The sequence below is a fragment of the Rahnella inusitata genome (genome assembly GCF_003263515.1).
Lineage (GTDB): Bacteria > Pseudomonadota > Gammaproteobacteria > Enterobacterales > Enterobacteriaceae > Rahnella > Rahnella inusitata.
The window spans coordinates 119,249-143,104 of sequence record NZ_JYDE01000006.1 but is presented as its reverse complement, the minus strand read 5'-3'; the positions used below and the strand labels follow the sequence as shown (position 1 = coordinate 143,104).

Genomic DNA, 23,856 nt, shown 5'->3' with positions numbered 1-23,856 from the left:
ATGGACGCACTTATTTTACTGTTAACGCTGGGGGTGATGCTGGCGATCGGCGTGCCGGTGGCGTACGCCGTCGGGCTCAGCGCGCTGGCCGGTGCCTGGTGGATCGACCTGCCGTTTGAGGCGCTGATGATTCAGTTGACCAACGGCGTAAACAAGTTTTCATTGCTGGCGATCCCGTTCTTTATTCTGGCGGGGGCAATCATGGCCGAAGGTGGCATAGCCCGCAGGCTGGTGAGTTTTGCCTACATCTTTGTCGGATTTATCCGCGGCGGACTGTCGCTGGTAAACATTGTCGCCTCGACGTTTTTCGGTGCGATCTCTGGCTCGTCGGTGGCGGATACCGCGTCGATCGGTTCGGTGATGATCCCGGAAATGGAGAAAAAAGGGTATCCGCGCGATTTCGCCGCTGCGGTCACCGCCAGCGGTTCGGTGCAGGCGATCCTGACACCACCGAGCCATAACTCAGTGATTTACTCGCTGGCGACTGGCGGTACGGTATCGATCGCCGCGCTGTTCATCGCCGGTATTCTGCCCGGTTTGCTGCTCAGCCTGACGCTGATGGTGATGTGCGTGGTGTTTGCTCATCAGCGCGGTTATCCGAAAGGTGAGCGCGTGCCGTTCCGCCAGGCGCTGAAGATTTTCATCGACACGCTGTGGGGCCTGATGACAGTGGTCATCATCATGGGTGGGATCCTCAGCGGGATTTTCACCGCGACGGAATCCGCCGCCATCGCCTGCCTGTGGTCGTTCTTCGTCACCATGTTTATCTACCGCGATTACAAGTGGAGTGAGCTACCAAAACTGATGTATCGCACGGTCAAAACGGTCAGTATCGTGATGATCCTGATTGGCTTCGCCGCCAGCTTTGGCGCAGTGATGACCTACATGCAGCTGCCGATGCGGATCACCGAGTTCTTTACCTCGATCTCTGACAACAAGTACGTGATCCTCATGTGGATCAACATCATGCTGCTGCTGATCGGTACGCTGATGGACATGGCGCCGATCATCCTGATCCTGACGCCAGTGCTGCTGCCGGTGGTGTTATCGCTCGGCATCGATCCGGTGCATTTCGGGATGATCATGCTGGTCAATCTGGGGATCGGGCTTATCACACCGCCGGTCGGTTCGGTGCTGTTCGTCGCCAGTGCGGTGAGTAAACAGAGCATCGAGAAAGTCGTCAAAGCCATGTTGCCGTTCTACTGCGTGCTGTTTGTGGTGCTGATGCTGGTGACCTACATCCCGTCAATCTCGCTATTCCTGCCCAAACTGTTTGGGGTCTATACGGGTTAATTTTTCCTTTGTGTCTGGTTTCTCCTCTGCCCGTTCTGCGAACGGGCTTTTTTTTGACTGAAATTTTTTCATTCACCCGGCAAAAGACAGATCCCTGAAATTCCTCATGTTAAGTTAAAGACATGTCAGCGGACGCGACAGCGCGCCGATCTCCAAATCAATCAGGGTGAAATACGGATTATGTCGTCTAAGAAAATTGAAACCGCGCTGGTCAGTGCCGGACGGGACAAGAAATTCACGCAGGGTTCAGTGAATGCGGTTATCCAGCGCGCGTCATCACTGGTATTTGAAACGGTAGCCGAAAAAAAACACGCCACTGCCAACCGCGCTAACGGCGAGCTGTTCTATGGCCGCCGCGGCACCCTGACGCATTTCTCATTGCAGGAAGCGATGGTCGAACTGGAAGGTGGCGCGGGCTGTGCGCTCTATCCGTGCGGCGCGGCGGCGGTCAGCAATGCGGTGCTGTCGTTTGTCAGTGCCGGTGACCACATTCTGGTGGCCGGTTCTTCTTACGAACCAACGCAGGATTTCTGTGAAAAAGTGCTGAAGAAACTGGGAGTTTCTACCACCTATTTCCCATCAGACATGGGTGGCGGTTTGGGAGCGCTGATGCAACCGAACACCAAAGTGGTGTTCCTCGAATCACCGGGTTCAATCACCATGGAAGTACCGGATATTCCGGCGATGGTGAAAGCGGTACGAGCGGTGTCCCCGGACGTCGTCATCATGATCGATAATACCTGGGCGGCGGGTATTCTGTTTAAGGCGCTGGAGTTTGATATCGATATTTCGATTCAGGCGGGAACCAAATATATCGTCGGGCATTCCGATGCAATGATCGGCACCGCCGTTTCCAATGCACGATGCTGGGAGCAGCTGCGCGAGCATTCCTATCTGATGGGGCAAATGGTTGACGCCGATACGGCCTACGTCGCCAGCCGCGGTTTACGCACCATGGGCATCCGCCTGAAACAGCACGCAGAAAGCAGCCTGCATATCGCGCAGTGGCTGGCAACGCGCCCTGAAGTGGCGGTGGTGAATCATCCGGCATTGCCGGGCAGCAAAGGCCATGAGTTCTGGAAACGCGATTTCACCGGTAGCTGTGGCCTTTTTTCGTTTGTGCTGAAGCAGCGGCTGAGCAAGCAACAGCTTTCAGACTATCTTGATCACTTCGAGCATTTCAGCATGGCGTATTCCTGGGGCGGTTTTGAATCGCTGGTTCTGGCCAATCAGCCGGAAGAAATTCAGGCAATCCGTCCGGCAGAAACCATCGATTTCACCGGCACGCTGGTGCGTCTTCATATCGGCCTGGAGCATTGTGATGATTTGATCGCCGATCTGAGCGCGGCGTTTGAACGGATTGCCACGGTCTGAGACACAGGGATTGCGACAGACTGCTCAGATCGTTAAGGTATCTGTCGGATTTCCATTCGTAGAATGAGAATACTCTGTAAGCTCTACCCATAACCTCTGGTAATAATTCCCGGAGGTTACATTTCGAACAGAGCGTTCCCAGATCAACATCTCAAAACGCGAATTACGGTACACTTAGAATCGACAAAAGTTGTCACGAACAGCACACGAACAGCACACGAACAGCAACAGGACAGAATATGGCAGTTATTTGCGACATTTTTCATGCACTCTGGCGGCATGATTTTACTATGCTCGCCGACCCCAATTTGCTTTGGGTTATTTATGCTGTCCTGTTCACCACGCTGTTCCTTGAAAACGGATTGCTTCCCGCCTCTTTCCTGCCCGGCGACAGCCTGCTGCTGCTGACCGGTGCGCTCATCGCCAAAGGTGTAATGAGCTTTTTCCCGACGCTGATTATTCTGGTGATCGCTGCCAGCCTTGGCTGCTGGCTGAGCTATATACAGGGGCGATGGCTCGGGCATACCCGCGTGGTGAAAGGCTGGCTGTTGCAGCTACCGGCGCATTATCATCAGCGCGCACACCGGATGTTCATTGAGCACGGTTTGATGGCGCTGCTGGCGGGCCGTTTTCTGGCGTTTGTGCGCACCCTGCTGCCGACCATGGCCGGGATCTCCGGCCTTAATAATGCACGTTTCCAGTTCTTTAACTGGCTGAGCGCCATTCTGTGGGTGGGTGTAGTCATTACGCTGGGATTTGCCATGAGCCACATTCCGCTGGTGAAACGTCATGAAGATCAGGTCATGGCCGGGCTGATGATTTTACCGGTGCTGCTGCTGGTGATTGGCCTTGCGGGCGGTCTCGTGGTGCTGTGGAAAAACCGCAAAGCCCACGCCTGAGGCCAGTCTTTTCGCTATTCTCGCCAGCTAGAATACCGCTTTAAATGATGCATCGGCGACAGCCACTGCGCCAAAATGCCCTTCCCTCAGGCGCGCAATTTCGTCGCTTGGGGTCACGCCAAAGTAACGCTTAAACTCGCGGCTGAACTGCGACGCGCTTTCGTAACCCACCTGCAATGCCGCCGAACTGGCTTTTAATCCGTCGTAAATCATCATCATGCGTGCTTTATGCAGCCGATACGTTTTCAGGTATTGCAACGGCGACGTGCTGGTCACGGCTTTGAAGTTGTGATGAAACGCCGAGACGCTCATGTTCACTTCACTCGCCAGAATTTCGACGCTGAGATTATCGGCATACTGAGCTTCAATGCGGCGCAAGGATTTGGTTATCTGGCTGAAGTGCGTATGGCGGTTGACCAGCGCCTGCAACGCCCCGCCGTTTTCGCTGGTCAGAATAAAGAACAAAATCTCGCGGATGATTTTCGGGCCCAGTACACGGGCGTGCAGCGGTTTATCCATCACATCCAGCAGACGTTCAGTGGCGCACAGAATGTCGTCATCCAAAATGCCGGAATTGATACCGGTGGAAGACTCGCGCTGATGCGCCATCGCCTCATCGCCCATATCCATCAGTAAATCCTGCAACATCAGATTATCGATACTGATCTGAATACCGGCCATCGGTTGTTCCGGGCTGCCGAAAGTTTCGCATTCGAACGGCAACGGCACCGTCAGCATCAGGTAATTGTGCGGATCGTAGGAGAACGTTTTTTTGCCAAGATAGCCCACTTTACTCCCCTGAAACAGGATCACCACGCCGGGATTATAGAGCACCGGCTGGCGCGCATGGTACTGCGTGGTATACATCAACGTGACCTGCGGCACCGCCGATTTACTGAGTATTTTGTCACCGCTCAGCTGCGCGACACGTGCCGCCATGCGGGCACATAAGCTGTCCACGTTTTCCATATTAACTTCATCCCGTTTCCGATAAACCATCACTAATAGTGCCATATCCGCCATCATTTCTACAGAGACAAGCAGAAACAGGCAAGCCTTAAGCAGGATTGAGCATCTTCCCTGCGGCAGTTTGGACGTACAGTAAAAACCGTCAAACGATCGGTGAGTTGAAAATAAAATCAGTAGCTTGCTCAGCAAGATGCCGTTTCGTTAACTAGACTTAGTCTCAGGCTAAAGCCCCATTTCTGTCTGTGCCCGCGTATTTCAGCGGGCACGATGTCAATTACGGTCCGCCCATAAGGAGAAACTCATGGCAGCTCAACCCATCATAAAACTTCACGATGGCAACCTGATGCCTCAGTTAGGACTTGGCGTATGGAAAGCCAGTAATCAGGATGCTACTGCGGCGGTAAAAACCGCCATTGAAACCGGTTATCGTCATATCGATACCGCCGCCATTTACAAGAATGAGGAAGGCGTTGGCGAAGCGATCGCCGCTAATCTCGTTCCTCGTGAAGAGTTGTTCATCACCACCAAACTGTGGAATGACGATCAGCTGAATGCGCCACAAGCGCTGGAAACCAGCCTTAAAAAACTGCAAACCGATTATGTCGATCTGTACCTGATCCACTGGCCGCAGCCGCAACAGGGCAACTATGTTGAAGCATGGAAAGCACTGCTGAAGCTGAAAGAAGAGGGTCTGGCGAAAAGCGTCGGCGTGTGTAACTTCCCGCTCGCCCATTTGCAGAAACTGAAAGATGAAACCGGGATTTTCCCGGTGGTGAACCAGATTGAGCTGCACCCACTGATGCAACAGCGTCAGCTGCATTCCTGGAACGCCACGCACAATATCGCCACCGAATCCTGGAGCCCTCTGGCACAAGGCGGCGAAGGCGTTTTCGATCAGCCGCTGATTCAGAAACTGGCAGATAAATACGATAAAACCCCGGCGCAGATTGTGATCCGCTGGCATCTGGATAACGGGCTGATCGTTATCCCGAAATCTGTCACACCAAAACGCATCCGCGAAAACTTCGACGTGTTTGATTTTAAACTGGAGAAAGAAGAGCTGGCGGAAGTGACCAAACTGGATAAAGAGCACCGTCTGGGGCCAGATCCTGAAAAGGGGCTGTAATCCTGCAGTGTTCTGAAAACTAAAAAACCCGCCTTGGCGGGTTTTTTTTGGCATCGAAATCGTTACATCGACGGCTGAACCAGCATATTGCCTGCTGAACCACGATCCGCCAGTTCCAGCGCGCCGCTGCGATACACAAACGGGAAATGCTCGTATGACGGCTGGTTGAAATACACCAGTAACTCCACATCGCCATCGACCCAGACCGTATCTTTGAATCCGGCATCTTCCACCAGCGGCGCAGCACCGTTGACGCTTTTCACCAGGAAGGATACACCCTCGACATGGAATGATTGCGGCATGTCCGCGTGTATTGTCCAGCGCTCCCACGTCCCCTGCTGGGCGGTGAGGTCAATACGGTTGATGTCCCACATGGCGCCGTTAACGCCCGGCTGGCTGTCGCCGAGGCGCAGGTCACGGGTGCGGATCACGTTGCCGGAGAGAATTTGATCGGCCAGTAAACGCATCGGCAGATTATCCGTTACCAAAGGCAGCAGGCCGGTCGGTTTTAGCGTCAGCACCAGCGTGGATACCAGAATACTCGATGGCTCAAACAACCCGCGCAAACGCTCCATCACGCCCGCCGCTTCACCGGCGGTAATCGAGACTTCTTCACCTTGCGACATATCCACCAGCACTTCGCGGCGCTCGCCGGGTGCAAGGGATAAACGCTGCACGGTCATTGGCGCAGGCAGGAAACCGAGATCCGAGGCCACGACGTGGAACGGGCGACCGTCACTCATGCTCAGTTCGTAACGACGCGCATTGGACGCATTCAGTAAACGCAAACGTACCCAGCCGCGTGAGACTTCGACGAACGGGCTCTGCACGCCATTCACCAGCATGGTATCGCCGAAGAAGCCGCCCGATGCGGGTGTGTCGTATTGCGGCACACCAAAACCGTCCAGACGTTTGTCCTGAATGATCAGCGGGAAATCATCGACGCCGTAATGATTCGGCAACGGCAGATTTTTGCTGATTTCATCCTCGACAATCCACATTCCCGCCAGCCCGTTATAGACGTGCGGTCCCATGCGGTTTGGCGTATTGGCGTGATACCAGCACGTCGCCGCTGGCTGACGGATAGGCAAGACCGGCGACCAGTCCACGCCCGGTGACATCATGCGCGCACCACCGCCGGTCAGTGTGCCCGGTTCCAGCAGACCACTGATGGTCATCGACACCGGTTCAGCCAGACGATTGCTGTAAATCAGCTTCACGTCATCCCCGCTGTGCACTTTCACTGTCGGCCCGAGATACATGCCGTTGATGCCCCAGACAGGCGCTTTGGCACCGCCGAGGAACGACCAGTGGGCGGATTGCAACGTAAGGAACAGGGGTTGTCCGCGACGCGATTCTAGCAGCGGCGGAACAGGCAAGGCCGGTTGCGAACCACTCGCTTCTGCTTTCAATGGCAGAGCACCTGCGGCAAGAGCCACGCCGGAGGCTTGCAGGAACGAGCGACGACTGAGTGACATATCTTCTCCATGAAAACAAAAGTAGGCCCCGTCGCCATCAATGGCAGCGGGTTTTAATGTGATATTTAATGACTTTTATTTTTTTTCTGCGGCTTCGCGCAGCGCCACTTCGGCATCAAGCTCAGCAATTTTATCCGCCATCAGCTTATGACAGTGTTCAGATAATTCGCGCAAACGGTCTTTCGTGTAGCCGGTTGTATCTACAGGCGGCAGCATCTCAACAATGACGTGGCCGTTGGACCAGCGGTTGAGCTTCACTTTGCCATTGGTGTTCGATACGCAAATTGGCACGATCGGCACTCCGGCTGAAATCGCTGCGTGGAAAGCGCCCGTTTTAAACGGCATCAGGCCACGACCGCGGCTGCGCGTTCCTTCAGGGAACATCCAGATAGACAGGTTCTTTTTCTTAATCTGGTTCACAACCTGCGAAATAGTACCGTGGGCTTTCGCGCGGTTATTACGGTCAATCAGCAGGTTGCCGGTGAGCCAGTACAGCTGACCAAAAAACGGGATCCAGACCAGACTTTTTTTACCGACGGTGACGGTACCGGGCATGACAACCGACGAGGCGGTCACCATATCGTAATTGTTCTGATGGTTGGCGATATAAATGCATTTACCGTTGTTCGGCGCCTCCGCGGGAATACGCTTTTCAACGGTCAGGCCAAATACCGGCGCCAGATTTCCAAATAACTTTCCGAATGTCGCCACATGTTTCGGATTACGCGGGCTAGACAGACAATAGATACAGCCAAAAAAACTTACCAGAATCGAGTAAATCACCACGATTATCAGTCGTAAAATAAATAACATAACATCCTCTTAAAACTACAGCCGAAGCCGGTAAGAAACCTGTGCAGTTTAGATCCCTGTGCGCCGAACTATTCTCAAGCCTGATTCGACGCTATACAACGGTTTTGTTTATACAAATGTAAAATCTTTGCACTGCACAACAGTCCCAAACAATAGCTGAACGCCACAACGTAGACAGGGCACAAATGTGCCCTGTCCGTGCCGATGATCCAGCGCGTTATTCTTCGCTGTCGCCGCCTTTACTGCGGGCAGGCGCATCCACTTCGACGCGATCGATCCGTTGCAGGCCGCGTGGCAGAAGGGTTCCCTTGCGCCCGCGTTCCGCGCGGAATTTCTGCAAATCTTCAGGACGCAACAGCAGTTTGCGCTTACCAACGTGCAGGGTGATCGACGTCTGCGGCGGCAGAACCAGCAACCAGGCGAGTTTATCTTCACCGGAAGCGGCCTGCGCAGAAGGAATTGATACGATTTTGTTACCCTTGCCTTTCGACAGTTGCGGCAAATCTGCCACCGGGAACAACAGCATGCGGCCAGCGGCAGTCACGGACAGCAGCATATCATCCGCGCCATTAAGCTCAACGGGGGCAAAGGCTTTGGCGTTTTCCGGCAAGGTAATCATCGCTTTACCGGCACGGTTACGCGCCACTAAATCGTTGAAGGTACACACGAAACCGTAACCGGCATCGGAGGCCATCAGCAGTTTCTGGTCGTCCTGTGCCATGATCACATGTTCAATCGTCGCACCCGGCGGTGGCGTCAGTTTGCCGGTCAGCGGCTCGCCCTGCCCGCGCGCGGAAGGCAACGTCATCGGATCCAGCGCGTAGCTGCGGCCTGTGGAATCGATAAAGACCACCGGCTGATTGCTCTTACCTTTAGCGGCGGCACGGAAGCTGTCACCGGCTTTATAGCTTAAACCGGAAGCATCAATGTCATGGCCTTTGGCGCTGCGCACCCAGCCAGATTCAGACAGCACGATAGTCACTGGCTCGGACGGCACGAAGTCGTGCTCGCTCATCGCTTTCGCTTCTTCACGCTCAATGATTGGTGAGCGGCGATCGTCGCCAAAGGATTCAGCATCGGCCTGAATTTCTTTGCGGATAAGCGTGCTGAGTTTACGTTCTGAGCCCAGCAATGCCTGCAACTGATCGCGTTCTTTCGCCAGCTCATCCTGCTCACCGCGAATTTTCGTTTCTTCGAGTTTTGCCAAATGGCGTAATTTCAACTCGAGGATCGCTTCGGCCTGCGTATCAGACAGCTCAAAACGCTGCATCAGCACCGGCTTTGGCTCGTCCTCGGTACGGATGATGTGGATCACTTCATCAATGTTCAGGAAGGCTATCAGTAAACCTTCGAGAATATGCAGGCGTTTCAGAACTTTATCGAGGCGGAAATTCAGGCGGCGGCGCACGGTATCGCGACGGTAGGCCAGCCATTCGGTGAGGATTTCCACCAGCCCTTTGACCTGCGGACGGTGATCCAGCCCGATCATGTTCATGTTGATGCGGTAGCTGCGTTCCAGATCGGTGGTTACAAACAGGTGATTCATGACCTGATCGAGATCGATACGGTTGGATCGCGGCACCACCACCAGACGGGTCGGGTTTTCGTGGTCGGATTCGTCACGAAGATCTTCGACCATCGGCAGCTTTTTGGCACGCATCTGGCTGGCGATTTGCTCCAGCACTTTCGCACCGGAGACCTGATGCGGCAATGCGGTGATCACCGCACTGCCATCTTCTTTATGCCAGACCGCACGCATGCGCACCGAGCCTTTGCCCGATTCGTACATTTTGCGGATTTCGCTGCGCGGCGTGATGATTTCCGCTTCGGTCGGGAAGTCAGGCCCCTGCACGAATTCCAGCAGGTCATCGAGTGAACTGCCCGGTTTTTCCAGCAGCGCGACGGCAGCAGCGGCAACTTCACGGATGTTATGCGGCGGAATATCCGTCGCCATACCCACGGCGATGCCGGTGGTGCCGTTCAGCAGAATGTTGGGCAGGCGCGCAGGCAGCATTTTCGGCTCCTGCATGGTGCCGTCAAAGTTCGGGACATAATCCACGGTACCCTGACCGAGCTCGCGCAGCAGCACTTCGGCATATTTGGACAGGCGCGATTCCGTATAACGCATCGCGGCGAAGGATTTCGGGTCATCCGGTGCACCCCAGTTCCCCTGCCCGTCAACCAGCGGATAGCGGTAAGAGAATGGCTGCGCCATCAGCACCATGGCTTCGTAGCAGGCGCTGTCGCCGTGCGGATGGTATTTACCCAGCACGTCACCGACGGTACGCGCGGATTTCTTGAATTTGGCGTTATTACTCAGGCCGAGTTCGGACATCGCATAAATAATACGGCGTTGTACCGGCTTCAGGCCGTCACCGATAAACGGCAGCGCGCGGTCCATGATGACGTACATGGAATAGTTGAGATAGGCGTTCTCAGTAAACGTATGCAGTGCTAAACGCTCTGTTCCGTCATGAGTCATTTCGCTCATTGATGTTTAATCCTCAGACCCGTGGCGTTATCGTTTTGGAAATTAAGGAAGCTTGCACTCGCAGGCGCGCAAAGGCACAAGCCGCGAGGCAATGATGTCCGCGATAGTACATCATCTGCCGTATTCCTGTCACAGTTGCTGTATTTATGCGTTGTTTTTAACCCGTTTTAGCCAACCGCACTGGCGAATACGTCGGGTAAATCGGGCGATTATTGCATCTGGGTCAATAGTCTTGTGCGCAATATCACATTTTTTCGCGATGCAGAGTTCAGTACACTACGTGACAACAGCCTGACAGCCAGAATTCATTTAAGGAAATCCCATGAGCAACATCCTGATTATTAACGCCGGCAAAACTTTTGCCCACTCCAAAGGTGCACTGAACAACAGCCTGACCGACGTCGCGTCCAGCTTCCTGCGTGACGCGGGGCATGACGTACGCGTGACCGTGCTTGAAGAGGGTTACGACGTTCAGACCGAAATCGACAGCTACCTGTGGGCCGATGCCATCATTTATCAGCAACCAGGCTGGTGGATGGGCATGCCGTGGACGCTGAAAAAATACATCGATGAAATCTTCACCGAAGGCCACGGCAAACTCTACGCCAGTGATGGCCGTACCCGTTCAGACGGTGCGAAAAAATACGGTTCCGGCGGCCTGTTGCAGGGCAAATGCTACATGCTTTCCGTGACCTGGAATGCGCCGCTGGAAGCATTCGACGATAAAGAACAATTCTTCCACGGCGTGGGCGTTGACGGTGTCTATCTGGCACAGCATAAAGCCAACCAGTTCATCGGTCTGGACACCCTGCCGACCTTCATGTGTAACGACGTGATCAAGCAGCCTGATATCGAAGGTGATTTCGCCCGTTACCGCGCGCACCTTGAAAATGTGTTCGGTCAGGCCTAAGGTAAAAAGTCATTCGTGTAATGAGGTAGTTATGATCACTGTTATCGCCGAAATCAAAGTAAAAGCGGGCCGCCGCGATGCGGTCATGGATAAAATTACCGCGCTGCTGCCAAGTGTTCTCGAAGAGAAAGGTTGCCACCGCTATGAGCCTTACATTGATTTCAACGGCCAGATCCCATGGCGTAAAACCGTTCCTGATTCCATTTTCATGCTGGAAGATTGGGAAAGCCTGGCGCACCTCGAAGCGCACCAGCAGGCACCGCACATGGACAAGCACCGTGAAAACATCAAAGCCGACGTGCTGGATGTGGTGATCCATATTATCGAAAAAGCCTGATCCTAAAATCTGACTTTGTTTAAAACAAAAATGCCGGCGCTGCAAAGCGTCCGGCATTTTTTTATGGCGCAGTCTGAGGGGATTAAACGTCCAGTTCGGCGGTATCGCCCTTTTCCTGCAACCAGTTACGGCGATCTTCAGACCGTTTTTTCGCCAGCAGCATATCCATCATGCGCAGCGTCTGATCGATATCGTTCTCATCGATGGTCAGCTGAACCAGACGACGGGTATTCGGATCGAGCGTGGTTTCGCGCAGCTGCAACGGGTTCATCTCACCCAGCCCTTTAAAGCGCTGGACGTTCGGCTTACCTTTCTTACGTTTCAGCTGATCCAGCACGCCTTCTTTTTCCTGCTCATCCAGCGCATAGAACACTTCTTTGCCCAGATCGATACGGTAAAGAGGCGGCATCGCAACATACACGTGGCCGCCGCGCACCAGAGATCGGAAGTGACGGACAAACAGCGCGCACAGCAGCGTGGCGATGTGTAAGCCGTCGGAGTCCGCATCCGCAAGAATACAGACTTTACCGTAACGCAGCTGTGTCAGGTCTTCGCTGTCCGGATCGATACCAATGGCCACGGAAATATCGTGCACTTCCTGTGACGCCAGGACTTCATCGGAAGAGACTTCCCACGTATTTAGGATCTTACCTTTAAGCGGCATGATCGCCTGATATTCACGGTCGCGCGCCTGTTTAGCCGAGCCGCCTGCGGAATCCCCTTCCACCAGGAACAGTTCGGTCATGTTCAGATCCTGCGACGTACAGTCCGCCAGTTTACCCGGCAGCGCAGGGCCGCTGGTCAGCTTCTTACGCACCACTTTTTTGGCGGCGCGCAAACGGCGCTGAGCGCTGGAAATGCACAGTTCTGCCAGCTGTTCTGCCGCATGGACATTCTGGTTCAGCCACAGGCTGAAGGCATCTTTCACCACGCCGGAAACAAACGCAGCGCACTGACGGGAAGAGAGACGCTCTTTGGTCTGACCGGCAAATTGCGGATCCTGCATTTTTACCGAAAGCACATACGCGCAGCGTTCCCAGATATCTTCCGCAGAAAGCTTGACGCCGCGCGGCAGAATATTGCGGAATTCGCAGAACTCGCGCATCGCATCGAGCAGCCCCTGACGCAGACCGTTGACGTGCGTACCGCCCTGCATGGTTGGGATCAGGTTGACGTAGCTTTCGGTCAGCAGTTCGCCGCCTTCCGGCAGCCACAGCAGCGCCCAGTCTACCGCTTCGATATCACCGGCAAATGCACCGACAAAGGCTTTTTCCGGCAAAGTGATGAGGCCGTTGACCGCTTCCATCAGGTAGTCGGTCAGCCCGTCTTCATAACACCAGCGTTGCTCGGTGTTATTCACCTTGTCTTTGAAAATGATCTCAGCACCCGGACACAGTACGGCCTTGGCTTTCAGCAAATGGCTGAGGCGGCTGACCGAAAAACGCGGGCTGTCGAAGAAGCTGACGTCTGGCCAGAAGTGAACGCTGGTGCCGGTATTGCGTTTACCGCAGGTGCCGGTGACATGCAGATCTTCAACTTTATCGCCATTTTCAAATGCCATCTCATACACTTCGCCGCCGCGTTTTACCGCCACTTCGACGCGCTTAGATAAGGCGTTGACCACCGAAATCCCCACGCCATGCAGGCCGCCGGAGAACTGGTAGTTTTTGTTAGAGAATTTACCGCCCGCGTGCAGACGGCAGAAAATCAGTTCGACGGCGGGCACGCCCTCTTCTGCGTGGATATCCACCGGCATACCACGGCCATCATCGATGACTTCAAGAGACTGGTCTTCGTGCAGAATGACTTCGATACGTTTGGCGTGGCCGGCTAATGCCTCATCCACGCTGTTATCAATCACTTCCTGGCCGAGGTGGTTTGGCCGGGTGGTATCGGTATACATGCCCGGACGGCGGCGCACCGGTTCAAGTCCGCTGAGGACCTCTATGGAATCCGCGTTATAAGTAGATTGGCTCATCGTTGATTATTCGTGGCTCATAGGTTTGTGGGCTAACGATACAGTATGTGGGCGGGAGGAAAAGCACTGGCAGCACGCAGACGCTCAACATCCGGGGAGAACGTCACCCTGCGATGTTAGTCTGCGGCCAGTTCGAGGAAATCGACAATCGGCGAAAAATAACGCTCAAAGCCGACAAATGCATGATTTCCCTCGGGTTCAACCGTCTGACGACAGGTGGTGTAATATGCCACAGCCTGACGGTAATCGAGAATTTCATCGCCCGTTTGCTGTAATAACCAGAGTAAATCCGGCGACTCCAGCGGTTCGATCTGCATCACTTTCAGATCGTAAACGTGGCGTGACTCTAACACATATTGCTGGCCCGTGTAGGGGTTCTCGTTTTGCCCGAGAAAGTCGATCAGCAGCTCATAAGGCTTGACTGCCGGGTTCACCACCACCGCCGGTAGGGCAAAACACTGCGATAACCACGTGGCGTAATACCCGCCGAGCGAGGAGCCAACAATGCCCAGTTTCTTACCGGCATTTTGTATCACCAGCGTTTCCAGTAACTCGGCGGCCTCGGACGGATACGGCGGCAACTGCGGCGTCACCATATCAATACGCGGATGATGTTCCGCCAGCCAGTTTTTCAGCAACGTCGCTTTAGCCGAGTTTGGGGAGCTGTTGAACCCATGCAGGTACAATAGGGTGTTCATTCGTATCCGTCCGATTCCGTATCCGGGTGAAACTCGGTGGATTCTAGACGAAATACCTGCGTTTCCACGCGGCCATCCGGATATAAATCCAGATAACGCCAGCCCGGCGCAACGGTATCAATGGTGAAATTGGTGCAGTGCGGTTTGAACTGAACGCAGGTCGACGGCGTGGCATACAGACGACGTCCATACCAGTCGAGATCAAGTTCCTGATGAATATGGCCGCACAGCAGCGTATTCACTTTCGGGTAGTTCACCAGCGTATTCGCCAGCATGTGCGCGTTGCGCAGGCTGTGCTGATCGAGCCACGTACAGCCAGATGGCAGCGGATGGTGATGCAACATCAGCAAAGTGTAGCGATCCGGATAGGCTTTCAGGCAGCGCTCCATCCACTCCAGCTGATATTCGCTCAGCTCACCGTGCGGCACGCCAAAGACCTGCGTATCGAGCAGAATGATTTGCCAGTGATCGCCGAGCAGCACGTGCTTCGACGGGTTGATCCCGGCGTCGTGCAGGGTTTCAAACATCGCCGGCTGGAAATCATGGTTTCCGGGAAGCCAGACACAGGGCGCGGGCAGTTCGCTGATGCCACGGCAAAACTGATGGTATGCCGCCACCGACTGATCCTGAGCCAAATCCCCTGTCGCGGCGATGATATCGACTTCGCGCTGCTGCGCCTTGATAGCGTCCAGCACAGCGCGATAGCTGTTAAACGTATTCACGCCCAACAACGTTTCATCTTCACCGGCAAAAAGATGGGTATCGGTAATCTGTAGAACTCTGACTTTGGCCCCATTTACCAAAGGCAGTTTAAACAGGCTTTCCAAATCGTTTCCTTTGTTATTGAAGTCTGTCTAACAAACCGGAATTGCCATGGCTCCGTGCGCAAGGCAATAACGCAGCCAGTCCGCAAGGAACTGGTTAATTTGATGCTTTTCATCACGCTGATGCAACTTTTTATTAGGATAATCATAGCGTGCTTTGAAGCGAAAGATCTGCTGACTTGCACACACTTCCGCCACCATCGCATCGTGATAGAGCCTGACCGTCAGCGACGGCAAACTCCAGTAGCTGACCGCAGGCGCAGTCTGTTTTATTTCTACCAGGGACGTATAGCGCGTCGATTCAAGGATCGTCAGGCAATACGTGGCGCTACTCACCTGATATGTCACTGTTTCGCCAGGCTCATCTGTGCGCGGCATTAAACGGCGCAATTGCGCGAAATTGGTTTCGCACAATCTCATCATTTCAGGGAAATCAGGGGTATAGCGCTTAATCATTCGTTGGCCCACTCTTTTCTCAGGGATTCATAGTGCAGTTGCAGCCATTGCAGAGCAATCACTGACGCCGCATTGTCTATCGCTCCTTCTTCCACCCAGCGGTAAGCCTGTTCGCGGCTCACAACGTGTACCCGGATGTCTTCATTCTCTGCTTCCAGACCGTGAATTCCTTCTGCCGTGGTGGCGTCGACTTCACCGACCATGATGGAGAGACGTTCGCTTGTACCACCGGGGCTCGCAAGATAATTCAGCACCGGTTTACAACGTTTCACCACAATGTTCGCTTCTTCCAGCGCTTCACGGCGGGCGACTTCTTCTACCGTTTCGCCCTCTTCAATGATACCGGCGACCATCTCCAGAAGCCATGGGGTATCACTGGAATCAATGCATGGGATGCGGATCTGTTCGATCAACACCACTTCATCCCGCTCAGGATCATAAGGTAATAACACGGCCGCATGCCCGCGTTCAAAAACTTCACGCACCACCTCGCCGCTCATTTCTCCATTAAACAAACGATGGCGAAACCGATATGCAATAATAGAAAAAAAACCTTTATATCGTGACTCACGTGCAATAATTTCTACATCATCTTTGCCGAAACTTACCGGTGAATTGTTGAATGAAGACATGGAGCGTTCTCCTTTAATACCTCACAAAGGTAAATTATCCCCTTTTGAGGTCAATTTGATGAAAATGCGTTAATAATAATCAAGGTTGTTTGTGATAGATTTAGGCTCATTCAGTTGGGAAGGCACGTTAAGCCAACCGCCCCTTTAGCCTGACTCTGCTAGAATCCGCGTCTATTCGAGTATTTGACTGCGTCACCATACATAACAACATTGCTGCACAACAAGGAATGCAAATGAAGAAACTGCTCCCCCTTCTCATCGGACTCAGCCTGGGCGGCTTTAGTACGATAAGCCAGGCCGAAAACCTGATGCAGGTCTATCAGCAAGCCAGGACGAGTAACCCGGACCTGCGTAAATCAGCTGCTGACCGGGATGCCGCATTCGAAAAAATTAACGAAAGCCGCAGTCCTTTATTACCGCAACTTGGATTGGGTGCGGATTATGGTTATACCAATGGCTACCGCGATGCAAATGGCGTAAACAGCAATGTTGGCAGCGCCAGCCTGCAATTAACGCAGACCCTTTTTGATATGTCAAAATGGCGCGCGCTGACCCTGCAGGAAAAAACCGCAGGTATTCAGGACGTGTCTTATCAGACTGATCAACAGTCTTTGATCCTTAATTCTGCAACAGCTTATTTTAACGTATTGAGTGCAATCGATTCACTCTCCTATACCGAAGCGCAGAAACAAGCTATTTACCGTCAGTTAGATCAAACCACTCAGCGTTTTAACGTGGGTCTGGTGGCCATCACTGACGTGCAGAACGCCCGTTCACAATACGATACCGTGTTGGCGAATGAAGTCACTGCGCGTAATAACCTGGATAACGCACTGGAATCCCTGCGTCAGGTGACCGGTACTTATTATCCGCAGCTGTCTTCCCTGAACGTCGACAACTTCAACACGACGCGTCCGCAGCCGGTCGCCACGCTGTTGAAAGAAGCAGAAAGCCGCAACCTGAGCTTGCTGTCTGCGCGTCTGTCACAAGATTTAGCCCGCGAACAAATCCGTTATGCTGAAACCGGCCACATGCCGACCGTGGATCTGACTGCCTCTACCGGCATCAGCAACACCAAGTACAACGGCGACAAAACCGGCGGCGGATCCAGCTATCAGGATGCCGATGCCGGCCAGAACAAAATTGGCCTGAGCTTCTCCCTGCCACTTTACAGCGGCGGTTCTGTCACCTCTCAGGTGAAACAGGCTCAGTACAACTTTGTGGGCGCCAGCGAGCAGCTGGAAAGCGCGCACCGCAGCGTAGTGCAAACTGTTCGTTCATCCTTCAACAATATCTCTGCCTCCATCAGCAGTATCAACGCCTATAAACAAGCCGTTGTCTCTGCGCAAAGTTCGTTGGATGCGATGGAAGCCGGTTACCAGGTCGGTACCCGTACTATCGTTGATGTGCTGGACGCGACCACAACGCTGTACAACGCCAAGCAACAGCTTTCGAGCGCGCGTTATACCTATCTGATTAACCAGCTGAACATTAAATCAGCGCTGGGAACACTGAACGAAAGTGATCTTCTGGCACTCAATGGTGCGCTGGGTAAACCGGTTCCTACGGCACCGGATCAGGTAGCGCCTGAAACGCCAAACCAGGATGCTGCGGCTGACGGTTATAACAGTGACGGTACGCAGGCAGCTGCGCCACGCACTGAAAGAGCCAGCGCAACGACCACCACCAATACCACCAAAAAAAGCGGTAATCCTTTCCAGAACTGATCCTGAAAAGTCGCCTTTTTTGTTGAGCATAAATCCTGAGGCAGCCTGAAAAGGCTGCTTTTTTTTGCCTCTGTCACGTCCTTCTGTAAAGTCTGGTAACAATTGGCGTGCGCTGCTTTAACAATCACCCTGTTTCCCCTATCCTTAAGCCCTACTGGGAAAGGGCGAAAAAGCCCTGCATATGGGATAAGAACGATGAAACGGACACAACACGTCAACCTCGCTACCTTCCGTAAATCATGGCGTAGCGCTCGAATCACTCCTGTCGCACTGGCTGTCGGCGCTGTATTCATGCTGTCAGGCTGTGAGAAAACCGATGAAACGGTGTCGTTGTATCAGAACGCGGACGACTGCTCTAAAGCGAATCCGTCCAGCAGCGCACAATGCGTCGCAGCCTATGATGCTGCCAAAAAAGACGCCGAAAAAACCGCGCCGAAATACGCCTCTCGTGAAGACTGTATTGCCGAATTCGGCGAAGGTCAGTGTACGCAGACGCCAGCGCAATCCGGTGTGGCTTCCGCCGAAGGCCAGAGCAGCGGCAGCATGTGGATGCCGCTGATGGCGGGTTACATGATGGGACGTATGATGAGCGGCGGTGCTTACGCACAGCAGCCACTTTTCAGCTCTAAAAACCCGGCCAGCCCGGCCAACGGCAAATTCGTCGATGCGACAGGTAAGAACTACGGCCCGGCAACCGCGGGCGGGCGTACCATGAACGTGCCGAAAACAGCGATGGCACCGAAACCTGCTGTCACCAAAACCATCACCCGTGGCGGCTTTGGCGAAAGCGTAGCAAAACAAACGTCTATGCAGCGCAGTTCCACTGCCGCTCCGCGCAGTGCTGGCCGCAGCATGGGTGGCTAAGACGCACATGAAACGTTTACCGATTACCGAGCGCCCGGACTGGCGCGAAAAAGCCACGGAGTTTGGCTTCAATTTTCACACCATGTATGGCGAACCTTACTGGTGTGAAGATGCTTATTATCAGTTCACGTTGGCGCAGATCGAAGAGATCGAGGACGCTACCGCCGACATCCACCAGATGTGTTTAAAAGTGGTCGAACGCGTGGTGGGTGACGATGCGCTGATGGCCAAATTCCAGATCCCAAAACATGTCTGGGAATTTGTCCGCAGTTCGTGGCGTACGCAGCAGCCTTCGCTGTATTCGCGGCTGGACCTGGCCTACGACGGTGTCAATCCGCCTAAGCTTTTGGAAAATAACGCCGATACGCCGACGTCATTGTACGAAGCGGCGTTCTTCCAATGGCTGTGGCTTGAAGACCAAATCGCGTCCGGTAACCTGCCGCAGGATGCCGATCAGTACAACAGTTTGCAGGAAAAGCTCATTGAGCGTTTTGCCGAACTGAAAAACCAGCACGGCTTTTCGCTGTTGCACATCGCCTGTTGTCAGGACACAGAAGAAGATCGCGGCACTGTGCAATATTTGCAGGACTGCGCGCTGGAAGCGGAACTGGCCAGCGAGTTTCTGTATATCGAAGAGATCGGCCTGGGCGAACGCGGCCAGTTTACCGATCCTCAGGATCAGGTGATTTCCAACCTGTTCAAGTTGTATCCGTGGGAGTTTATGTTCCGCGAGATCTTCGCCACCAAGCTGGAAGATGCAGGTGTACGCTGGCTGGAACCGGCGTGGAAAGCCATTCTCTCGAACAAAGCCCTGCTGCCGTTGCTGTGGGAAATGTTCCCGGATCACCCGAATCTGTTACCGGCATACTTCGCAGATGATGCGCATCCGGAACTGGATCATTATGTGGTCAAACCGCTGTTTTCCCGCGAAGGCGCAAACATTAAGGTCATCGAGAAAGGTCAGGAAGTTGCGAGCGTGGAAGGTCCGTACGGTGCAGAAGGCATGATCGTGCAGCAGTTTCATCCGCTTCCTGTCTTTGACGGCAGCTACGTATTGATCGGCAGCTGGCTGGTGAACGATCAACCTTGCGGCATTGGCATCCGCGAAGACAAAGCGCTGATCACGCAGGATCTGTCACGTTTCTATCCGCACACCATCGTCGGCTAAAGCGCATAAAAAGGATAATGAAAAATCATTATCCTTTTTATTTTCCGAGTTAACCCACCTGCACTGAAAGCATCGAAAGCGATCCCATTACCAGTCCGTCGGTCGGCTGAGTCACCGGCTCAACGCCGTCCCACGCACCCAGCACATACAAAAGCGGAAGGTAATGATCGGGTGACGGATTAGAAAGCGCACCGCCTTCGTGATCCATAAAGTTCACCAGCGGATGATCCTTCGTGGCGCCCTTCCAGCTCAGGTTATCTTTCACATATTTCTCGAATGCGATCGCCCACGGATAAGGTTCGCCGTTGCCGTCCCATTTCACCATCCGCAGGTTATGCACCACGTTGCCGCTGGCGACAATCATCACGCCTTCATCACGCAGCGCGGCCAGTTTTCTGCCGAGCTCAAAGTGATATTCCGGCGGCTGTGTGCCGTCGATGCTCAGCTGAATGACCGGGATATCGGCGTCGGGATACATCTTTATCAACACACCCCAGGTCCCGTGGTCAAAGCCCCATTCACTGGTATCCGCCAGCACATTTACCGGGCTGAGCAGCTCCTGTACTCGTTTTGCCAGGGCGGGAGAACCCGGCGCCGGATAGCGTTTATCGAACAACGCCTGCGGGAAACCGCCGAAGTCATGAATGGTGCGCGGGTTTTCCATCGCCGTCACCGCCGTGCCACGGGTAAACCAGTGGGCTGACACTGCCAGAATCGCTTTTGGCCGGGGTAATGTTTCGCCCAGCGTATGCCAGGCACGGGTGTAAGTGTTGTCTTCCAGCACGTTCATCGGGCTGCCGTGGCCTAAGAAAAGTGCGGGCATACGTTGAGTCGTCATCATGAATTCCTTACCGCAAAATAAAAGAGAGCGGCGCTCATCAGCGGGCTGCCGCGTAATGAAAATACGGTACTCTTTTTCAGTGCGGGTTACAGCCGGATAACCATGAAGGAGATGTTCAATAAATTTGAAGGGAAAAATCAAAGGCGGCGGGGCAGTATTTTATTAACAACGTCCGTTCAGACAAAAATCAGCTATAAAAAGCAAAAAGGCCGCATAAGCGACCTTTTCTATATCATACCGCCAGACAGTTAACTTGCCTGACGGGTCTGCGCCTGGCGATATTCCACCAGATCGGCAATGGTCACCACTGGCATATTGTGTTGTTTCGCAAAGACGATGGCTTCTGGCGCATGTGCCATGCTGCCGTCATCGTTGGTCAGTTCACACAGCACACCGAAGGGTTTGAGACCAGCGAGCGTCACCAGATCGATCGAGGCTTCGGTATGACCACCACGGGTCAGCACGCCGCCCGCCTGTGCGCGCAGCGGGAAGATGTGCCCCGGACGGCTCAGGTCAGAAGGTTTCGCGCCGTCTTTAATCGCGGTGCGGATGGTGGTGATACGGTCAGCGGCAGAAACGCCGGTGGTGACGCCTTCAGCCGCTTCAATGGTCACGGTGAAAGGCGTCTGGAACTGGCTGGAGTTGTTCTCCACCATCATCGGCAGATCGAGCTTTTTACGGCTGTCTTCGTTCATGGTGAGACACACGATGCCGCTGCCATGGCGAATAGTCAGCGCCATTTGTGCAACTGTCATGTTTTCGGCGGCAAAGATTAAATCGCCTTCGTTTTCACGATCTTCGTCATCCAGCACCATCACACCTACGCCGTTACGAATGGCGTCAATAGCGCGCTCAACACGTTCAGCAGGTGTACCGAATTCGGAAAGTAGGGTCTGATTCATGGTAAAAATAACCTCATGTTCTGTATGTGGATTACCAGAATCAGGGCGTCTTGAGGAGGCTAGCTGCAGCGGCCTGATGGCGTGCTACAGTTATAAAAAATAACGCAGCGGACAAATTTTGCCCGGCTTGAATCGTTACTCTCTCCCATCCGGACTTTAACCGTCGGCCCCGGAATTACACCGGATCTGCTGACCTCTAATCCCGAAGGATTGAGCGCTCGCGGGCTTCCACGTGGAAGGGATTATGATCCTTCCGATATTCTGTGGTTTACCGCCGGTGGGGACTTTCACCCCGCCCTGAGAATAAGCAAATCAACTATAACGCCAATAAATGACCAGAGCAATCCTGCGGTTTGGCCAATTAGTGCCCCGGAAGGTTTATAGAAACGTCATCAGCGATTACACTAAGCAAAAGCACCTCCTTCGAGAAAAGGAAATAACATGATTGACCCGAAAAAAATTGAACAAATTGCCCGCCAGGTTCACGAGTCTATGCCGAAAGGGATCCGCGAATTTGGTGAAGATGCCGAGAAGAAAATCCGTCAGGTATTGCAGGCACAGTTCAGCCGCATGGATTTAGTCAATCGCGAAGAGTTTGATGTGCAGACCCAAGTTTTGCTGCGCACCCGCGAAAAACTGGCCGTGCTGGAACAACGTCTGGCCGCCCTGGAAGGTAAACTGACCGACGCCGAAAAACCGCAAGACCCGGTCTGATTTCCCCGCTCGTCAGAAACGATAAAGGCCTGCTCAGCAGGTCTTTTTATGTCTCACTTTCAGACACTCTATCGCGTGTGAATCACCGTTTTAGCGCGCGGTAAAAGCAGCCAGAGCGCGGCAAACACTATCAGCGCATACGCCGCTTTCCAGCCCACCATCGCCAGCAATCCGCAGCACAATACCGCGCCGAGCATCGCCATCCACGTCGAGCGGCCTTTCAGGATCCTTGCCCCGGCAAGCATACACAGCAGATAAATCAGAATGAAAATCCCGTTAGCATAAGTGATCAGCGCGCCGAGCGGCAGATGCAGCCAGTAAATCAGCAGCGTGAACAGCACGCAGCAGCCGACCACCAGATTCAATGCGGCAACCGGAACGCGCTGCGCAGAGAGCTGCGCCAGTTTACTTTCCGGCTTGAGCTGCGCCTGCGACCACACCAGCCGTGCGAAGCTTTGGGTGTAAATATTCACGCTGGCAAAGCACGCCAGATAGCCAATAATGCACGCCACCCACAGTGCTTTTTGCCCGAACAGCTGCACCACGATACCCGGCAGTGACGCCCCCGCTTCCTTCCCTTCTCCCCACGCATGGAATTTCAATACCGCCACGGTACAACCCCAGTACACGGCGCCGGCAACCAGCATACCGATGAGTAAAGCACGCGGAAAATCCCGTTCCGGGTTACGAAATTCTGTCGCCAGATGCGCAAAAGCCTCCAGCCCGACGAAGCACCAGAACATCACCGCCAGCGCATCAAACAGGTTTGATGGCGAGATATCGCGAACGGCGGGCAACGGAATTTCCGGCAGCGTAATATCGCCTTTCCACCAGATGGCGATGACCAGAGCAATCACCAGCGCCGCAATCAGCGTCTGAATATTGGCGCTCGACCCCGCGCTGCGCGTACCAAGGAACCAAATCACGAAAAGCGTACCAAGCTGAACCAGCAGCAGATTTTCGCTGCTCCAGCCAAATGCCGCCTGCCAGAAACCGGCGGCGATATGTAACGCGGCAGGCAAACCGACCGGGATCACCGATAAAAACAACCAGCCGGTCACACGCGCCATGTGCGGCCCGAAAGCTTTGCCCACGAAATGCGCCGCCCCGCCCGCACTGGGAAAATGTCGCCCGAGTGCGGCGAAGCCGATGGCAATCGGGAATACCAGCAGGATAAGCACCGGCCACGCCCACAGACTGTCGTTTTGCGCCAGCTGCGCCGCCAGCGCGGGCACCGCGAATACACCGGTACCGAGCAATGAGGTAGAAAGCAAACCGACGCCCTGCGCCAGACTGAGTTCCTGTTTTAATCCGCTCACAACAGAGTCACTTCCGTTTTGGTTTCTGAATTGAAATTCAGAT

22 protein-coding genes and 1 riboswitch are annotated in these 23,856 nt (G+C 53.9%); of the genes, 10 read left to right on the top strand and 12 right to left on the bottom strand.

What is annotated here, in order from left to right; all coding sequences use genetic code 11:
- The 3 genes from TU92_RS04030 to TU92_RS04020 all read left to right on the top strand — a co-directional run bounded on the left by TU92_RS04030 (nucleotide 1) and on the right by TU92_RS04020 (nucleotide 3,566).
- Entirely contained in the window at nucleotides 1-1,293 is a 1,293-nt protein-coding gene (locus TU92_RS04030) for a TRAP transporter large permease (RefSeq protein ID WP_112164670.1), read from the top strand.
- A gap of 180 nt (nucleotides 1,294-1,473) precedes the next feature.
- Nucleotides 1,474-2,667, top strand: a complete 1,194-nt coding sequence (gene metC / locus TU92_RS04025; RefSeq protein WP_112164669.1) for a cystathionine beta-lyase — start codon at nucleotides 1,474-1,476, stop codon at nucleotides 2,665-2,667.
- 239 nt (nucleotides 2,668-2,906) lie between these two features.
- Nucleotides 2,907-3,566 carry a DedA family protein gene (locus tag TU92_RS04020; protein ID WP_112164668.1) on the top strand — a complete coding sequence of 220 codons (660 nt, stop codon included), beginning with the start codon at nucleotides 2,907-2,909 and terminating at the stop codon, nucleotides 3,564-3,566.
- 27 nt (nucleotides 3,567-3,593) lie between these two features.
- Here the strand turns inward: TU92_RS04020 and TU92_RS04015 are convergent, their stop codons facing one another.
- Nucleotides 3,594-4,535: an AraC family transcriptional regulator gene (locus tag TU92_RS04015; protein WP_112164667.1), complete on the bottom strand. Its 942-nt coding sequence runs from the start codon at nucleotides 4,533-4,535 to the stop codon at nucleotides 3,594-3,596.
- Nucleotides 4,536-4,836: 301 nt separating this feature from the next.
- Here TU92_RS04015 and dkgA point away from each other — a divergent pair, with 301 nt between their 5' ends.
- A complete protein-coding gene (gene dkgA, locus TU92_RS04010; RefSeq protein WP_112164666.1) occupies nucleotides 4,837-5,661 on the top strand; it encodes a 2,5-didehydrogluconate reductase DkgA in 825 nt (274 codons plus the stop codon).
- Nucleotides 5,662-5,723: 62 nt separating this feature from the next.
- Here the strand turns inward: dkgA and ftsP are convergent, their stop codons facing one another.
- The 3 genes from ftsP to parC form a co-directional block, all read right to left on the bottom strand.
- Nucleotides 5,724-7,139, bottom strand: a complete 1,416-nt coding sequence (gene ftsP / locus TU92_RS04005) for a cell division protein FtsP (protein ID WP_112164665.1) — start codon at nucleotides 7,137-7,139, stop codon at nucleotides 5,724-5,726.
- 75 nt (nucleotides 7,140-7,214) lie between these two features.
- Nucleotides 7,215-7,952: a 1-acylglycerol-3-phosphate O-acyltransferase gene (locus tag TU92_RS04000; protein ID WP_112164664.1), complete on the bottom strand. Its 738-nt coding sequence runs from the start codon at nucleotides 7,950-7,952 to the stop codon at nucleotides 7,215-7,217.
- Nucleotides 7,953-8,169: 217 nt separating this feature from the next.
- Nucleotides 8,170-10,443 (bottom strand): DNA topoisomerase IV subunit A, encoded by a 2,274-nt coding sequence (gene parC / locus TU92_RS03995; protein WP_112164663.1) that lies wholly within the window; start codon nucleotides 10,441-10,443, stop codon nucleotides 8,170-8,172.
- 322 nt (nucleotides 10,444-10,765) lie between these two features.
- On the opposite strand from parC, the gene TU92_RS03990 reads away from it, so the two are divergent.
- Both TU92_RS03990 and TU92_RS03985 read left to right on the top strand, forming a co-directional pair.
- The gene (locus tag TU92_RS03990) at nucleotides 10,766-11,353 is read left to right on the top strand and encodes an NAD(P)H-dependent oxidoreductase (RefSeq protein ID WP_112164662.1); all 588 of its coding nucleotides are present in this window, start codon (nucleotides 10,766-10,768) and stop codon (nucleotides 11,351-11,353) included.
- 31 nt (nucleotides 11,354-11,384) lie between these two features.
- Nucleotides 11,385-11,690, top strand: coding sequence for a putative quinol monooxygenase (locus TU92_RS03985; RefSeq protein ID WP_112164661.1), 306 nt, complete (start codon nucleotides 11,385-11,387; stop codon nucleotides 11,688-11,690).
- An 82-nt stretch (nucleotides 11,691-11,772) separates the two neighbouring features.
- On the opposite strand, the gene parE is transcribed toward TU92_RS03985, so the two are convergent.
- The 5 genes from parE to nudF all read right to left on the bottom strand — a co-directional run bounded on the left by parE (nucleotide 11,773) and on the right by nudF (nucleotide 16,278).
- On the bottom strand, nucleotides 11,773-13,668 hold the full coding sequence (parE, locus tag TU92_RS03980) for a DNA topoisomerase IV subunit B (protein WP_112164660.1): 1,896 nt from the start codon (nucleotides 13,666-13,668) through the stop codon (nucleotides 11,773-11,775).
- 116 nt (nucleotides 13,669-13,784) lie between these two features.
- On the bottom strand, nucleotides 13,785-14,366 hold the full coding sequence (yqiA, locus tag TU92_RS03975; RefSeq protein ID WP_112164659.1) for an esterase YqiA: 582 nt from the start codon (nucleotides 14,364-14,366) through the stop codon (nucleotides 13,785-13,787).
- Entirely contained in the window at nucleotides 14,363-15,193 is an 831-nt protein-coding gene (cpdA, locus tag TU92_RS03970; protein ID WP_112164658.1) for a 3',5'-cyclic-AMP phosphodiesterase, read from the bottom strand. The genes yqiA and cpdA overlap by 4 nt, the downstream gene beginning before the upstream one ends.
- A 27-nt stretch (nucleotides 15,194-15,220) precedes the next feature.
- Nucleotides 15,221-15,646: a DUF1249 family protein gene (locus tag TU92_RS03965; RefSeq protein WP_095923552.1), complete on the bottom strand. Its 426-nt coding sequence runs from the start codon at nucleotides 15,644-15,646 to the stop codon at nucleotides 15,221-15,223.
- Nucleotides 15,643-16,278, bottom strand: a complete 636-nt coding sequence (gene nudF / locus TU92_RS03960; protein ID WP_112164657.1) for an ADP-ribose diphosphatase — start codon at nucleotides 16,276-16,278, stop codon at nucleotides 15,643-15,645. Before nudF ends, TU92_RS03965 begins: the two co-directional genes overlap by 4 nt.
- Nucleotides 16,279-16,511: 233 nt before the next feature.
- On the opposite strand from nudF, the gene tolC reads away from it, so the two are divergent.
- From tolC to TU92_RS03945, 3 genes are all read left to right on the top strand, one after another.
- Entirely contained in the window at nucleotides 16,512-18,005 is a 1,494-nt protein-coding gene (gene tolC / locus TU92_RS03955) for an outer membrane channel protein TolC (RefSeq protein ID WP_112164656.1), read from the top strand.
- Nucleotides 18,006-18,200: 195 nt separating this feature from the next.
- A complete protein-coding gene (locus TU92_RS03950) occupies nucleotides 18,201-18,869 on the top strand; it encodes a DUF1190 family protein (protein WP_112164655.1) in 669 nt (222 codons plus the stop codon).
- Between the two features lie 7 nt (nucleotides 18,870-18,876).
- Complete coding sequence (locus TU92_RS03945) at nucleotides 18,877-20,037, top strand: glutathionylspermidine synthase family protein (protein WP_112164654.1); 1,161 nt, start codon at nucleotides 18,877-18,879, stop codon at nucleotides 20,035-20,037.
- 49 nt (nucleotides 20,038-20,086) lie between these two features.
- Here TU92_RS03945 and ygiD read toward each other — a convergent pair whose 3' ends face one another.
- A complete protein-coding gene (gene ygiD, locus TU92_RS03940) occupies nucleotides 20,087-20,875 on the bottom strand; it encodes a 4,5-DOPA-extradiol-dioxygenase (RefSeq protein ID WP_112164653.1) in 789 nt (262 codons plus the stop codon).
- A gap of 251 nt (nucleotides 20,876-21,126) precedes the next feature.
- Nucleotides 21,127-21,780, bottom strand: a complete 654-nt coding sequence (gene ribB / locus TU92_RS03930; protein ID WP_056772983.1) for a 3,4-dihydroxy-2-butanone-4-phosphate synthase — start codon at nucleotides 21,778-21,780, stop codon at nucleotides 21,127-21,129.
- A 133-nt stretch (nucleotides 21,781-21,913) separates the two neighbouring features.
- Nucleotides 21,914-22,089, bottom strand: a riboswitch (FMN riboswitch).
- Between the two features lie 132 nt (nucleotides 22,090-22,221).
- Here ribB and ubiK point away from each other — a divergent pair.
- Nucleotides 22,222-22,494, top strand: a complete 273-nt coding sequence (gene ubiK, locus TU92_RS03925) for a ubiquinone biosynthesis accessory factor UbiK (RefSeq protein WP_112164652.1) — start codon at nucleotides 22,222-22,224, stop codon at nucleotides 22,492-22,494.
- A gap of 68 nt (nucleotides 22,495-22,562) precedes the next feature.
- Here the strand turns inward: ubiK and yjeH are convergent, their stop codons facing one another.
- The gene (gene yjeH, locus TU92_RS03920) at nucleotides 22,563-23,813 is read right to left on the bottom strand and encodes an L-methionine/branched-chain amino acid transporter (RefSeq protein ID WP_112164651.1); all 1,251 of its coding nucleotides are present in this window, start codon (nucleotides 23,811-23,813) and stop codon (nucleotides 22,563-22,565) included.
- Nucleotides 23,814-23,856 lie beyond the last annotated feature (43 nt).